The following is a 14,629-nucleotide window of genomic DNA, read 5'->3' on the forward strand; positions in this document are numbered from 1 at the left end:
CTGCCCGCCGACGTCCTGCCCCCAGTCGTGCCCGTAGACACACGCCCACGCCCGCGCCCCGTCGGGCGCAGTCGTGCCCGCAGAGAGGCGTATCCCCGTGAACAGCGTTCTGAATACCTTCGTGGACATCTTCCGCGAGCCATCCGTGATCATCGGACTGATCGCCCTGCTGGGGCTCGTACTCCAGCGCAAGTCCCTGTCGGACACCCTCAAGGGCACGATCAAGGCGTTTGTCGGCTTCCTGGTGCTGGCCGCCGGCGCGGGGGTGGTGTCCGACGCGCTGACGCCGTTCGGCGAGATGTTCCAGCACGCCTTCGGTGTGCAGGGCGTCGTACCGAACAACGAGGCGATCGTCGGCAAGGTGCTGACGGACTACGGCTCGCAGGCCGCGTTGATCTTCTTCTTCGGCATGGTCGTCAATGTGCTGCTGGCGCGGTTCACCCGCTTCAAGTACATCTACATGTCCGGCCATGTCGCGCTCTACCTCGCCGCGATGATCGCCGTCATCCTCATCGCCAACGGCTTCAGCACCTGGCAGGCGATCCTCTGGGGCGCCCTGGCGCAGGGCCTGGTCACCACGCTCTCCCCGGCCCTCGTACAGCCCTGGATGCGCAAGGTCACCAAGCAGGACAACGTGGCGCTCGGTCACACCGGCAACTTCGGTATCGCGACCAGCGGTCTGGTCGGCAAGCTGGTCGGTGACACGAAGAAGTCCACCGAGGACCTCAAGATCCCCAAGAACCTCGGCTTCCTCCGTGACACCACGGTCGTCATCGCGGTCTCGATGGGCATCATCTACCTGCTGGTGACGCTGGTGGCGGGCCCGGGTTACGTCGAGTCCGAGCTGAGCGGCGGCCAGTGGTTCCTGCTGTGGGCGGTCATGCAGGCCGGTAAGTTCTCCGCGGGTGTGTTCATCATCCTGGCCGGTGTACGGGTCGTCCTCGCCGAGATCATCCCCGCCTTCAAGGGCATCTCCGAGAAGCTGGTCCCCAACGCCAAGCCCGCGCTCGACGTCCCGATCGTCTTCACCTTCGCCCCGAACGCGGTCCTGATCGGCTTCCTCGCCAGCTTCGTCGGCGGTCTGATCGGGATGGGCATCCTGGTCGCGGTCGGCGGCACGATCATCATCCCCGGCATCGTCGCCCACTTCATGACGGGCGCCGCCTCCGGTGTCATCGGCAACGCGACGGGCGGCCGGCGCGGCGCGGTCCTGGGCGCCATGACCAACGGCCTGATGATCACCTTCCTCCCGCTCCTCGTCCTCCCCTTCCTGGGCGATGTCGGCCTCGCCAACTCCACCTTCTCCGACGCCGACTTCGGAGTCTCCGGCTTCCTCCTGGGCAGCGCGGTCCGCTGGGGCCACGCGGCGGTCATCATCCTGATCCTGGCCTCCCTGGTCGCGGTGGTCGTGGGCAGCGCGATCACCACGCGCAGAGAAACAGCGAAGGCGGCGGCGCAGCCAACGGACACGGACGACACCCCGGCCGAGCAGCCGGTGGCCTGAGCAACTGGTGTCCTGAGCGGCCGGCGGCCTGAGCGGCCAGCGGCCTGACACCATGCAGACGTAACGCCCGAGTGCGGGCCCCCTTTCCCTCTCTGGGGAAGGGGGCCCGCACTCACTTATCGCGGAGGGGCCACGTCCATGACCACGTCTACGTCTACGTCTACGTCCACGACCACGGCGCGGCGCCGGGCATGGTTGCTTGGTTCGGCCTTTGTTTTCCTTCCCTTGCTGACGTCCTGCACCGCGGATTCCGGCACCGGTCCGGGTGAGAGCGAGGCGCCGCGGACGCCCCATGCATCCGTATCCGAAACCTCCTCCGCACAGGAGGAGAAGAAGCTCGGAGACCGGGCGCGTGCCGCGATCGAGGCCACGGCATCGGGAGAGAAACTGGTCGAATCGGGGCTGGAGCGCGTGACCGACGGCGCTCATACGCAGCCTTCGTTCAACAAGGACAAGAAGTACCGACTGACTGTGGTGTGCGTCGGGCACGGAAGCGTGGCGGTCACCTTCACGCCCACTGTCGGCATCCCGAAGAAGACCATCGCATGCGATGAATCCTTGGCCTCCGAACGATTCACGGTAGCGGAGACACAAATGGTCCGCTTCGACATTGTGGGTGGTGACGGGGCGTCAGGAATGGTCGCCTGGCGGATCGGTGAGATCTGACCGATACGTCGTCAAGGTCTCTCTTCACGCAAGACGGCCCTCGCTTTTTCGTGCGTGACGGGCCGTGTCGGGTGCGTGTTTGGGCCCACGTGTGGGCCCACGGGCCCTGTCCTCCGGGGCGGGCAGGGCCTAACGTGCCGGAACGTATGTGGGGGACCACGGGGGAACGCGTACGAGGGAACACGCAAGGCACGAGTGGTCGAGAAGCAGTGCGGCGGCCCTGGCGAACGGATGTGAGCGCTGCCGGCCCGACCCGCATGTGCCGTGTGTGCTGATCAATTCAGTTGCAGACGAGCCACGTTGGGTGGGGCACTTGTCCGGACTCGGTCTCCATGCGCATACCGGCGTTGCCGCGCACACGGGCAACCAGGCGCCGTCCAAGGGCGATCGGCGCGCGTTGCCCGCGTCGCTCAGGGCCGCGTGGGTGCTGCTCCACGTGCTGTTCGCGCTCACCTGCCTCGGCGTATTCGGGGTGATCACCGGGTCCGCCGCCGGCGGGGTGATGTCTCCGGGGCTCGTCGCCATCGCGCTGTACGCGGCCGGGCCGGGAACGCTGTCCTGGCTGCTCGCGTGGTACATCCCACAGCGCCCGCGCGGCCCGCGTGGCCGACGGGTCTGGGGCGGTCTGGCCGCACTCCAGATATGGCTGGTCGTCAGCAGCCTGCTCAACCTCGCCGCCGGTTCGTACCGCGGCCTCAGCCAGCTGCTGCTGCCGGTGATGATCCTGACGTTCCTCTCCCGGCCCGAGAGCCGCGAGTGGTTCGGGGTGCCCGTACGGACGGAAAGCCCACGCGAGCTGTTCGCCCGGTTGCTCGCCCGGCTCTCGCTCTCCCGCCTACGCGTCCGACGGCGCCAGCGGGGGCAGGCGACCGTGGAGTACGTGGGGCTGGTCGTCCTCGTCGCCCTGATCATCGCGGCCCTGGTCACCGGCGGCGTGTCGAACCGCGTCGGGGACGGGCTCAGGACGGTGGTCTGCAACATCGTCGACGCGTCGTGCGGAACGGCCGGCGGCGGGGGAGGCGGCGGTGGTGGCGGTGGCGGTGGCGGTGGTGGCGGCGATACGGGTGGTACGGGCGGTACCGGCGGTACGGGGGGCGCGAGCGGCGGGGCCAACGGCGGTACGGGCGGCGGCGACAACGGCGGTACGGGTGGCACTGACGGCGGTACGGGTAGCGCCAACGGCGGCGGTGACAACGGTACTTCCGGTTCGGGCGGTGCGAACGGCGGCGTTGACGGTGGCGGTGCCAACGGTGGCGGCGACGAGGGCGCGGCCTCCGGCGGCAACAACTCGGGCGGCGGCGGAGGCGATGACGAGGGCGCGGCCTCCGGGGGCACCAACTCGGGCGGGGCCGCTTCGGGAGGCTCGAACTCCGGTGGCAGTAACGGCAGTAGCGGTAGCGACGGCGGCAACGACAACGGCGGAGGGTCCGTCGTGGGCGGGGCCTCCGGGGGTTCCGGCTCCGGGGGTAGTAGCGGCAGCGGCGGTACGTCCGGCGGTACGTCCGGTGGTACATCCGGGGGGACGTCCGGAGGCACGTCGGGCGGCTCCAGCTCCGGTGGGAACAACGGCGGGAGTACTACATCCGGTGGGAGTGCTTCCGGTGGCAGTAGCGGTGGAAACGACGATGACGACGACGGAGGAGCTGCCGCTGTAGGCGGTTCCAGCTCCGGTGGCTCCAGCTCGGGCGGTTCCAGTTCCGGCGGTTCCAGTTCCGGCGGTTCCAGCTCCGGTGGCTCCAGCTCGGGTGGTTCCAGTTCCGGCGGAAGCGACGGTGGAAACGACGACGGCGGAGGCGCGGCCGTAGGCGGAGCCTCTGGTGGCTCTTCGGGCGGTTCGAGTTCCGGTGGTTCAAGTTCGGGCGGCGCCAGTGGCGGCAGCAGCGGTGGGGCTTCGGGCGGGGCTTCGGGCGGTTCGTCCGGTGGCTCCAGCTCCGGCGGCTCCAGCGGCGGTTTGTCCGGTGGTTCGAGTTCGGGCGGCGCTAGCGGCGGCGCCAGCGGCGGCAGTAGCGGTGGTTCCAGCTCCGGCGGTTCAAGTTCCGGCGGCAGCAGCGGTGGTTCGTCCGGCGGCTCGTCCGGTGGTTCCGCCTCGGGTGGCTCGGGCGGCTCAGTGGGCGGTGCCGTTGGAGGTGCCGTAGGTGGCGCGATAGGTGGCTCTTCGGGCGGCTCCAGCTCGGGCGGCTCCAGCTCCGGCGGGAGCAGTGGCGGCAGCAGCGGCGGTTCCTCCGGCGGCGCGTCAGGCGGTTCCTCCGGCGGGAGCAGTGGCGGCAGCAGCGGCGGTTCCTCCGGCGGCGCGTCAGGCGGTTCCTCCGGCGGGGCTTCGGGTGGGGCTTCAGGCGGTTCTTCAGGAGGGGCTTCAGGCGGCTCCTCGGGCGGGTCCAGCAGCAGCGGCAAGTCCGACGGGGAGCCCGACCCGGATGACTCGGAAGACCCGGACGATCCCGATGACCCGGATGATGACCCGGACGAGCCGGACGACGATTGCGATCAGTCCGCCAAGTCCGGGAACCGCTCCAGCGGCCTCACCTCATCGGTCCCGTACTCCAGCGGCCGGATCATCCTGGCCGCCGGCGCCAGTGGCGGCGTCGGCTCCACCACGGAGCAAGTGCAGTCCGCCATGGCGGTGTTCGCCGCTACCTCCCTGTCCGTCAGCAGCGCCGCCGTCCCCGGTTTCGACACGTATCAGGACGCCGAGGACGCGGCCAAGAACGCCTGGGACGGGAACAGCGGCGGCAGCAACTCCGCGCTCACGCCGGGCGGGGGCAGCAGCTGCGACACGGACGAGGAGAAGCGGCTCAAGGAGCTGCTCGACAAGGCGGCCAAGGAGAAGGAGAAGCAGGAACAAGAGGCCAAGGAGAAGCTCGAAAAGGCCGTCAAGGACCTGGAAGCCAAGCAGAAAGAGGCCGAGAGGGAAGCCCAGGAGAAGCTCGACAAGGCGGCCAAGGACAAGCAGAAGGGGCCGAAGCCGAACCCGCACCCCGAGGTCGCGACCGACCCGGACGCGGATGTGTCGGGTATCCCGGACGAGGTGGTGTGGCGCGAGTCGGACGAGACGCTCTACCGCTTCGACGACCGCCCCCCGGAGGACATCTTCCTGAACGGCTTCGAGCCCAGGGATCCGAGCTACTCGAACCTGTACGACTACGTAGTGTCGAACACGGGATCGTCCTTCGTCGGGACGACGACCAATACCGAGCCGGATCTGCTCTACGAGAGCGCCCAGTACCGCTACGACATCGTCGCGCCGGGCGGTATCGACGTGAACGCCACCTTCGGCAGTGACAGCCGCTGGGCCAGCGAGAACGAGATCGCGTTCCCCGGCGGCATCGACTCGGGGTACATCAGGGGCGTATGGAAGCTCCAGCCGGACGGTACGTGGGGCGAGTACCAGGCGAACGAAGAGTGGTACATCGAACCGCACGAACGAGACTGAGGGCGGCAACGGGGAGCCGGGGGAGGGGAGTTGGGGCACAGCTCCCCGGCTCCCCGCGCGGCGCGGGCGAGCAGACGATCGCGCCACGACCGACGGTACGTACGTACGACACGTACGTACGACACGTACGGCACGAACCGGCGAAGCTGCCGCAGTGCGGGCCGGGCCGGGCCAGCGCGGCTCAGGCGGCGGGAAGTTCCGTAACGCCGAGGGCGAAGTCCCAGCCCCCCACCCCGTGGCGGGCGAGGCCCATCGTGAGCACACCCGCGCCCTCCAGCCAGTGCGCCATTTCCAGGCCACCGGCGTCCAACGGGCGCATTCCGAGGCTCCTGACGAACGCCTCCACACCGGCCTTGGCCTGCGCGTTGTCGCCGGCGATGAAGATGTCGGGCCGGCCGTTCTCCAGGACATGACGGAAGACGGTGTTGAATCCCTTCACCACACTGGCGCCGGCCGGGGCCACCTTGGCGACTTCCCGCGCGATCGAGGTGACCTCGCGGTGGGCCAGGCCGTCGGACGTGGCATTGAAGGGGTTGCTGATGTCGACGATGACCTTGCCCGCGAGGGCGTCTCCGTAGTGTGTGACGGCCGGAACGACACCGTCGGACAACAGGGCGACGATGACGAGGTCCCCGGCCGGGACGGCGCCCCACTCTCCCGCCGTGGCGCCGCCGCCGAGAGCCTTGGCCAGGTCGGCGGACTTGGTGTGATCGCGGCCCATGACCTCGACGGTGTTGCCGCCGGCCAGCGCCAGTGTGCCGAGGGCGCGGGCCATGTTTCCCGTACCGATGATGGTGATGCTGCGCATGAGACGGTCCTCTTCCTCAACCTCTGTACCGGTGTGTCCGTCCGCTCAGATCACCGTGGTGCCGCCGTCGGTGGTCAGCTCCAGCCCGTTCACATAGCTTGAGTCGTCCGAGGCGAGGAACAGCGCGACCGCCGCGATCTCCTCGGGGCGGCCCATCGCGCCCCGCGGGATGAGGGACTCGAACTGCCGCTTTGTCTCCTCGTCGAACAACTCCGCCTGCTTGGCTGTGGCGACCTGGCCGGGGGTCAGCACGTTCACCCGGATCCGCCGGTCCCTCAGCTCGTTCAGCCACACCCGGGCCCACGCCTGCTGCACGGCCTTGCTCCCCGCGTACACACTCCACCCGGGGAAGCCCTTGAGGGAGGCGTTCGACCCGGTCATGAAGACCGAGCCACCGTCGTTGAGCAGCGGCAACGCCTTCTGTACGGTGAACAGTGTGCCGCGCGCGTTCAGCGAGAACGCGCGATGGAACTGCTCCTCGGTGGCTCAGGGCATCAACCGCACCGGCATGGACCAACTCTGCGCAGTGGCCCAGGTCTCGAAGCGCACGGCCTACCAGCACTTCAGCGGCAAGGACGACCTGGTCGCCGAGTATCTGCGCCGGTTCGACCCCGACGTCATGGCCGGCGTGTTCGACCGTACGGACCTCACCCCCCGCGAACGGCTCCTCGCCGTCTTCGAGGTCCCCACGTCCGGCCCGGAGGAACTCACGCCCCTGTGCCCCTACATCGCGGCGACCGTCGAGATCCACGACCCCGAACACCCCGCGTCCCAATACGCGCGCGACTACAAACTCGCCATCGCCGCACGGCTCGCCGAAACCGCCCGCGAAGCCGGCGCCCCCCACCCCGAACAACTCGGCGAACAACTGGCGTTGCTCCTCGACGGCGCCTCCGCCCGCACCCGAGTCCTCAACGCCGAATCCTTCCCCACCGCCGCCGCCATCGCCACCATCCTCATCAACAACGCCCTCCCCACACCACCCTGGCCCCAGAAAAGCAAAACCACAACGGCGTGACCCTTGCCGCCGCCCCTTCCGGCGTGCGACCGCCCCTTCCGCCCCGCTGCTCAGTAGTAGTTCAGTAGTCCTCGGGGATGACTACCGTGGGGCAGCTGTATTGCTTTCCGGCTGAATCGATGTAGGACTGAAACAGCGCTCGATGTGCTTCGGCGTAGGACTTCTTGTCCTGGTCCAGCAATATTCTTGAATATTCTGGATAGAACCTCATTCCAAAGTACACATCGACTCCAGCACAGTTCAATACCATCCTGCCGTCGTGGATCCGTCCGACTTTCTTGGGAAGGTCCGAGAGCGAGTCCATGTTCTTGACGTTTTCGACTATGTTTGGATCGGTGCTGACTGCGAAGGATGTCTTCAGTTCGCCCGGGCCTCGGAAATGCAAATCACAGGCCCATGACTTTGAGTTTCTGTCGCCGTATTGTTCCGATCCTGGCTTGGCCTTGTTGTTTACGAAGACGCTCCCGGGAAGCTTGAAACCTTCGATTCCGCATGCATTGTCTGAATCGGTATCGCTGTCGGAACTTTCGGGATGGGAGAGTTGAGGAGCGTCCGTCAGCTTGATGTCTGGACAGCCCGCTGCGGAAGACTTGTTCTGAGCAAAATGCAGGAGAATCCTGGCCAGGTCCTCCCGGCCGGACGTACCCTCCTCCATTTTCACCTGGACCGTTCTGACTCTTTCTCGCGTGGGCGTGGCCGGCTCCGATGTATCCCAGCAGGAGTTCGGGAGGATTATCCATCCTCGGGTGTCCGAGACCGCTCCAGATATTTCACCAGAGAAATAAGACATGGTTGACGGTTCCTTCCAGACGTTTGTCTGGAATTGGAAATCCGGATAATCGAGCGAGGTTGCGAACGAGATTCGAGCATCAGTCGATCCGCTGAATCTACTTGTTCGCTCAATTGTGCAACTCGGAGGGTTGACGGCGGAGATACGGCCTCGCGTGTCGAGTGTAGACTCCAGATCGGGCAAGGAGACTTGCCCGTCGCAGAAGTCGGATTTCCCAAGAATATTCGTGTCCGACCAGAGGAACATTCCGGCGGTTGCCGCGACTGAGCCTGCCAGGAAAATGGCGACGACTTTCTTTCTGGATATGTGCATCTTCGGCAAGGTGGGCCTCTCTGTTGTTGTCGTCGTTCTTTGGTTAGGGCTGCACCAGCGCCGAATAGGCCGCTGCGCGCCCCTTCGTGTAGCTCTGACCCGCCTCGCCTATGGCATCCGCCAGCGTGGACTTATCGATATTATTGGCATTGCCCCATTTCTCGAAGTAATTCTCAAGGGCGTCCTCTGCGCTGTCGTTAAGATCACTCAGTCGGCCTCTGGCGAGCATTCCCTGCTCAGCGGAGACAGCCGACTGCCATTCATTCAAACCGATGTCGAGCGTTCGTTGCGCAGCATCCCCGAAGAAGGGTATGGCTCCTATTATCACTCCGCCGGCGTGATAGCCGTAGAACCGAATGTCGCTCGCATTCGACGTTACGTCATCGCCGGAAATAAGTGCTAGATCGCCACCGAGGGACGTGAGTGCTCCGTAAACCTCGCCAACCCTCCTTGCGCGGATCCTGAGAGCTGCTTCATCCGAGTAGTCCTCGGTGCTGAGCTGCTCGGTCATATAGCCTTGTTGGGCCTGGTAGAGAAGATCGAAATTTCTTGACTCCTCGGATCCAGCAGGAACATCCGAGAGGCCGCGCATAATTCTTAGTATGCTGCCTCTGCTATTTTGAATCTTTGACTCGGTTCCGTCCGACAGTTCAGTTTCGTGGCCTGCCTTGCGTGCTGCTCCTTCACCTGTAATGATTTCGACCGTGTCCGGTGCATATGAAGCAAGGGCTCGCGCGAGTGGGTCTCGAAGATTCGCATATTCATCGCTTTTGAGAAGTGCGTCCCCTCTTCCGGGTTGGCTATTGTTTCCCTTTGTCCCCTGGGCGTCGCCGTAGTCAATGAGGTTGATTGTCTCGTGCATGATGCGAGCTTCTGCTTCGGAGTGACGGCCGAAGCGCTCGCCGGGAGCCCCTGACTCGGTTCCCCGGGTAGCTGCTTCCAGGGCCTGTCCCAAGCCTGCGCGCACGTCTTTTTCAAAGAGGTGATGTGAGCTGGTTATCTCGGAATTTCCCATCCATTGAGTCGTTTTCACCGTATCCCAGTCGCGATCCTTCAGCAGATGCTCCAGACGGCCGTTTCCGCCATCGGCCGCAGAATCGAGGTATCCGGTGGCCGCCTCAGGGTTTTTGCTCATGAGTCCAAGAATTCCGTCGACCGGGTCGTTGGCGAACCAGCCGTCATCCTTCCCCTCGAAGCGACCGTAGAGCTTCCAGATGTTCTTGTCCTTCTTTTCCGCGTCAATCATGTCGTCAGCGATGTCGCCGAGGAACTGCGGAGAGTAGCCGCTCCCTTCTTGCATGAGAGTGACAAGGCTCTGATATCCGTTTACCTGTTGATCGTGGCCATATTTGCTGACATTCTTGGGCACCTTGTTCCCCGCCGCATCGAGGTCGTACCTTTCGGTGCCGGCCTTTTTGAGGCCCTCTCGCCACTCGTTATAGAATTTTGCGTCAGAAGTTCTGGACCATGCGGCGAATGATTTTTCGTAACCCTCGGTCCCATACTTGTAGGGCTTTGAATTCCCTTTTGAGTCCTCGTATGTGAAATTTGGTACATGCGTGGCGGTGGCCAAGGTTGTGGCCAAGCCTTTTCCTAGATCGCGGTACGCCTCCCTGGTTCCTGCCTTTCCGGAATGCGAAAAATTGCTCATTTGGTTACTAAATTTTATGACATTCGAGGGTCCCAAGGTGCTGAGGAAGGATTGCGAGAATTCCTTGTTGGTTGCGTTGTCGCGGAAGACTCGCTGGAGTTCGGCCAGTTCTGCTGGGGAGATTTTCTCGCCCGCGTTGAGGCGGGTGGCGATGTTGGCGGCGTTCTCGGCTTCGTAGAGTTCGATGTCGCCCTTGGCGTGGCCGTTGAAGCCGGTGCCTAGGGTGTCGTCGTTGGGGTCGCCTATGGAGTCCAGGGTGACGGCTTCGAGGGCGAGTTTGACGCCCTGGTCGTGGTCGGTGACAGCGCGGACGATGTCGTGGATGCGGTCTGTCCAGGGCTGGGTCAGGCTCTGGACGTATCCGGGCTCGTGGCGCAGGGCGTTGCGTTCGCCCTCGGTGAGTTTGGTGTGGTCGACCGTGACGGTGCCCTGCTCCGAGACGTTCATACCGGCGGCTATGGCCGCGTCACGGGCCGCTGTGAGGTTCTTCCTGAGTGCGATGAACTGCGTATGGGCATCGCGCAGGAGGGAGCCCGTCGCTTTGGCCTGGGTCTGGGCCGCCTGGTACTCGTAGCGGGTCGCGGCGAAGTTGGTGTGGGCCGCGATCGCGCTGTCACCGATCCAGTGGGGGCCCATGGTGATCTTCTGGACGCTGTCGCGGTAGCTGCCCTCCACCTTCTTGAACTCGCCTGCCATCTCCTCCCACTTGGCCGCGGCGGTGGTGAGATGGCCGTAGTTCATCGTCATGATGTCGTAGTAGCTCAGCATGTGAATATCCCCCGCAAAAGCGCGGCTTCGGCCGCTGGGTGCTGTTGTGGTGCTGTTTTGGTGTGCGTGTGTACGTGTGTGCGTGTGTGGGGGTGTCAGTATTCGTTGAACGGTGAGTTCACGGGGATGGCGTTGATCTGCGACCTTGGCAGGAGGTCGGCGCCCTGGAGGTCCCCTGCCGCGCGCAGGAGTTTGCCTTCTTCTCCCTGAAGGCGGTCTGTGAGGGTCTTGACCTGGGCCTCCCAGGTCTCCTGAACTTTCTTGAGCCCGGCGCCGGTGTCCCAGCCGCCGAAGGCGGATCCGGCCTTCGCGGTGCTCTCGTGGGCGTGGTCGCCTGCCTTCTTGGTGTCTCCCAGCAGGGTGTTTCTGATGGCCGCCGCCGCGGCTCGCTTCTCGGCCGGGGTCGAGACGAGGCTCGGGGTGCCCGGGCCGGCCCGCAGTTCGGGCTGTTCTGGCTTTTCGTTGTCAAAGGCCATATTTTGCCCTCCTGTTGTGGTTGCTGGGTTGGGATTTAGTTTGCCATGGGGAACTTTTGGGGCTCGGGCATGGGGAAGCGCCGCTGCCCTTGGGGCAGCGGCTGTGACACGGGCGAGGAGAAGCGGCTCAAGGAGCTGCTCGACAGGCAGTCAAGGACGAGCAGAAGGGGCCGAGGCCGGGGCGGCGGCCGTTTACGGCTCGTCCGCGGGCCTTCGTGGGCTCGCGCCGTCATCCTGGCGGCGGTGTTCGCGGGTGGTGTGGGTGGTCACGGCGTGGCCGGCGCCGCGGCCTTCCGCGCGGGCCACGATCAGCCCGTCGCGTACCCGGATCGCCACCTCGGTGAGGTCGTCGGCCGGGGGCTGGCCGAGGGCCGCCGGAATCGCGCCGTCGTAGTCGAACACAATGCGCGGCCGGGGCAGTTCCCCTGCCGCGAACACCCGGCGCAGCGAGCCGGCGAGATCGACGATACGGAGCCGGGCCAGTCGGCCGGTCTCGGCGGGGTCGCTGGTCACGACGGCGATTGTCACCGCGTCGCGCAGCCGCGCCGCGGACACCGCCTCCTCGGCCGCCGACAGCCGTCCTACGCCCAGGACGACCACTACGCCGTCGTCGCCGAGGTCGACGCGGTCGCCGGTGATCTCGTCGCGCAGTACGCAGGGCGTCGTCCACGGGTCTTCCGCCGGCCGCGCCGGAGCGACGAAGGGGAGGTGTGCCGGTTGTCCGTCGTCGGGGAGGGTGATGCCGGCCAGGTGCTCGGCGGCGCTCGCCAGGTCGAACGGATCGCTGATCCCGGGGGCGTTCTCCGCGAGACCGGCCGCTCCGTTGAGCAAGGTCAGGGCCAGCTCGGCCAGTCGTATCGTCGAGCGGCGTACGGCGGTGTGCGGCTCCAGCGCCAGGGCGAGCAGCAGGGCCTCGAACCGGAAGAGTTCGGCCAGCGCGGTCCGGGACGGCTCGGAGTCGAGCACTCCGGACAGGGAACGCAGCTGAAGATGGCCGCTCCCCGGGGTGTCGCCGGTGAGGGGCAGCCGTTCGAGCCAGACCCTGGCGAAGGCGCCCAGGGCCCGCCCGGTGGAATCGGGTGATTCCACCGGCGGCTCGGCGGCGGCCCATGCCTGTTCGGCGGCGTCGGCGAGTACGGCGAGATACAGCGCGCGCTTGCCGGTGAAGTTCGAGTAGACCGCGCCCCTGGTCAGTTCGGCCCGCTCGGCCATCCGGTCGATCTTGGCCTCCGCGTAGCCGTACTCGGCGAACTCCTGCCGGGCCGCCTCCAGCACGGCCCTACGGGTCCGCTCCTGCTGCTGTGCACGGGTCAGTCTCGCCACCGTGTCCCCTTTCCGCTTCCGCTGTGCCATGATACGCCCAGTATCCGAATGGTGTCATCATCTGGATGATGTGGGCATCGGAGAGTTTGAGTGGGTGACAGTGTGGGTGACAGTCGAGTGGGTGACAAGGGATTCGAGGTCGAAGGGCTTGTCAAAAGATTCGGCCGGACGACAGCGGTCGACGGAGTGAGCCTCTCGGCTCCCCGGGGACATGTGCTGGGAGTGCTGGGGCCGAACGGCGCGGGCAAGACGACCGTGGTCCGCGTGCTGGCGACCCTGCTGCGCCCCGACGCGGGCCAGGTGCGGGTGGCGGGGATCGACGTACGGCGGGATCCCGCTCAGGTCCGTCGGCGTATCGCGCTGTCGGGGCAGCACACGAGTGTCGACAACGAACTGTCCGGGCGGTCCAACCTGGTCATGATCGGCCGGCTCCTCGACCTCGGACGGCATGACTCCCGACAACGGGCGGACGAGTTGCTCTCCCGTTTCGGCCTCGACGACGCGGCGGACCGGCGCGCCGCCACCTACTCGGGAGGGATGCGACGCCGGCTCGACCTCGCCGCCAGTCTGGTGGGACGGCCGGAGGTCATATTCCTCGACGAGCCCTCGGCCGGGCTGGACCCCGGGAAGCGCGACGAGTTGTGGCAGATGATCCGGGGGCTCACCCACGACGGTGTGACGGTGCTGCTCACGACGCAGTACCTCGAAGAGGCCGACGCCCTCGCCGACGAGATCACCGTCATCGACCACGGACGCGTCCTCGCCTCCGGCACCCCCGCGGATCTCAAGCGGGAGGTCGGCGGGCACACCATCGTGCTCCGCCCGGCCGACGCGGGCGACCTCGGCCCGGCCGCCGCGATCGTCGCCCGGGTCGCCGGGCGTGAGCCTGACCGGTCACGCCGCCATGAACTCGTCGTACCGGTCGCCGGCGACGCGGAGTTCTACGAGATCACCGCCGAACTCCGGCGCCACGGCATCGATGTCGGCGAGTTCGCGTTCCGCCTTCCCAGCCTCGACGAGGTCTTCCTCTCCCTGACCGGGGCCCCCACCGCCGACGCCAAGGACGCAGCATGACCGCCGCCCTCCCCCCGACAGCGCGGACCGCCCGCCCCCGGGGCTTCGCCACCATCCGGCACAGTGGGATCCTCGCCCGGCGCAGCCTCGTCAAGTCCGCCCGGAACCCCGGCCCGGTGGTCAACGGCGTCGTCACCCCCGCACTGTTCATGGTTCTTTTCCTCTATCTGTTCGGCGGCCCGGTCGCCGGTTCCACCGCCGAGTACGTGCAGTACCTGTTCCCCGGGATCCTCGCCATGGGCGCCGGCCTGGCCGGCATGATCTCCACCGGGTCGGCCATCAACCTCGACCTGAAGAACGGCGTCACCGACCGGTTCCGCAGCCTTCCGGTCAGCCGTACGGCGCCGCTGCTCGGCTCCGTGGCGGCCGACCTCCTCCGTTACCTGGTCGCCGTGTCGGTTCTCTTCGTCATCGGCGCACTGCTCGGATTCCGTATTCAGGGAAGCCTCCTCGCCGCACTCGGTGCGACCGGACTCGCCATCCTGTTCGGGTTCTGCCTCAGCTGGGTCATGGTGTTCATCGGGGTCCTCGTCAAGAGCGCCGACGCCGTCCTGTCGTTCAGCTTCATCGCCTTCCTGCCGCTCCAACTGGGCAGCAGCCTGGGCGCCCCGACCGACACCCTCCCCGGATGGCTGCGTGCCTGGGCCGACATCAACCCCGTCACCCACGTCATGGACGCCTGCCGCGCGCTGCTGAACGGAACACCGGACGACGGGAGTGTCGGCCTCACACTGCTGTGGTCGGCCGTCCTGTTCTGCGTCTTCTGCCCGCTCGCGGTCCGCGCCTACGGTCGCCGGGAGTGAGCGCCG

11 protein-coding genes and 1 pseudogene are annotated in these 14,629 nt (G+C 66.3%); 6 read left to right on the plus strand and 6 right to left on the minus strand.

The genetic code is table 11. The annotated features are described in order from the left end of the window. Nucleotides 1-97 precede the first annotated feature (97 nt). The 3 genes from DVK44_RS17290 (at nt 98) to DVK44_RS36755 (ending at nt 5,600) form a co-directional block, all read left to right on the plus strand. Nucleotides 98-1,504, plus strand: a complete 1,407-nt coding sequence (locus DVK44_RS17290; protein ID WP_114660469.1) for a PTS ascorbate transporter subunit IIC — start codon at nt 98-100, stop codon at nt 1,502-1,504. Nucleotides 1,505-1,642: 138 nt separating this feature from the next. Beyond that, nucleotides 1,643-2,170, plus strand: a complete 528-nt coding sequence (locus DVK44_RS17295) for a hypothetical protein (protein WP_162793891.1) — start codon at nt 1,643-1,645, stop codon at nt 2,168-2,170. Nucleotides 2,171-2,483: 313 nt separating this feature from the next. Next, nucleotides 2,484-5,600, plus strand: coding sequence for a scabin-related ADP-ribosyltransferase (locus DVK44_RS36755; RefSeq protein WP_181957475.1), 3,117 nt, complete (start codon nt 2,484-2,486; stop codon nt 5,598-5,600). 181 nt (nt 5,601-5,781) lie between these two features. Here DVK44_RS36755 and DVK44_RS17310 read toward each other — a convergent pair whose 3' ends face one another. Further along, nucleotides 5,782-6,408: an NADPH-dependent F420 reductase gene (locus DVK44_RS17310; RefSeq protein WP_114660472.1), complete on the minus strand. Its 627-nt coding sequence runs from the start codon at nt 6,406-6,408 to the stop codon at nt 5,782-5,784. Between the two features lie 45 nt (nt 6,409-6,453). Further along, nucleotides 6,454-6,891 (minus strand): annotated as a pseudogene (locus DVK44_RS17315) (SDR family NAD(P)-dependent oxidoreductase); the annotation flags it as partial. Here DVK44_RS17315 and DVK44_RS17320 point away from each other — a divergent pair. Then, on the plus strand, nt 6,788-7,426 hold the full coding sequence (locus DVK44_RS17320) for a TetR/AcrR family transcriptional regulator (RefSeq protein ID WP_114660474.1): 639 nt from the start codon (nt 6,788-6,790) through the stop codon (nt 7,424-7,426). The pseudogene DVK44_RS17315 and the gene DVK44_RS17320 sit on opposite strands and share 104 nt — an antisense overlap. A 61-nt stretch (nt 7,427-7,487) precedes the next feature. On the opposite strand, the gene DVK44_RS36420 is transcribed toward DVK44_RS17320, so the two are convergent. The 4 genes from DVK44_RS36420 to DVK44_RS17335 all read right to left on the minus strand — a co-directional run bounded on the left by DVK44_RS36420 (nt 7,488) and on the right by DVK44_RS17335 (nt 12,746). After that, nucleotides 7,488-8,528: a hypothetical protein gene (locus tag DVK44_RS36420; protein ID WP_162793893.1), complete on the minus strand. Its 1,041-nt coding sequence runs from the start codon at nt 8,526-8,528 to the stop codon at nt 7,488-7,490. Nucleotides 8,529-8,571: 43 nt separating this feature from the next. Continuing rightward, on the minus strand, nt 8,572-10,947 hold the full coding sequence (locus tag DVK44_RS17325) for a hypothetical protein (protein ID WP_228447212.1): 2,376 nt from the start codon (nt 10,945-10,947) through the stop codon (nt 8,572-8,574). A gap of 95 nt (nt 10,948-11,042) precedes the next feature. Then, on the minus strand, nt 11,043-11,423 hold the full coding sequence (locus tag DVK44_RS17330) for a hypothetical protein (protein ID WP_114660475.1): 381 nt from the start codon (nt 11,421-11,423) through the stop codon (nt 11,043-11,045). A 192-nt stretch (nt 11,424-11,615) separates the two neighbouring features. After that, a complete protein-coding gene (locus DVK44_RS17335) occupies nt 11,616-12,746 on the minus strand; it encodes a TetR/AcrR family transcriptional regulator (RefSeq protein ID WP_114660476.1) in 1,131 nt (376 codons plus the stop codon). Between the two features lie 117 nt (nt 12,747-12,863). On the opposite strand from DVK44_RS17335, the gene DVK44_RS17340 reads away from it, so the two are divergent. Beyond that, complete coding sequence (locus DVK44_RS17340; protein ID WP_114660477.1) at nt 12,864-13,820, plus strand: ATP-binding cassette domain-containing protein; 957 nt, start codon at nt 12,864-12,866, stop codon at nt 13,818-13,820. Next, nucleotides 13,817-14,623 (plus strand): ABC transporter permease, encoded by an 807-nt coding sequence (locus DVK44_RS17345; RefSeq protein ID WP_114660478.1) that lies wholly within the window; start codon nt 13,817-13,819, stop codon nt 14,621-14,623. The genes DVK44_RS17340 and DVK44_RS17345 overlap by 4 nt, the downstream gene beginning before the upstream one ends. Nucleotides 14,624-14,629 lie beyond the last annotated feature (6 nt).

Origin of the sequence: Streptomyces paludis (genome assembly GCF_003344965.1) — a bacterium.
GTDB lineage: Bacteria > Actinomycetota > Actinomycetes > Streptomycetales > Streptomycetaceae > Streptomyces > Streptomyces paludis.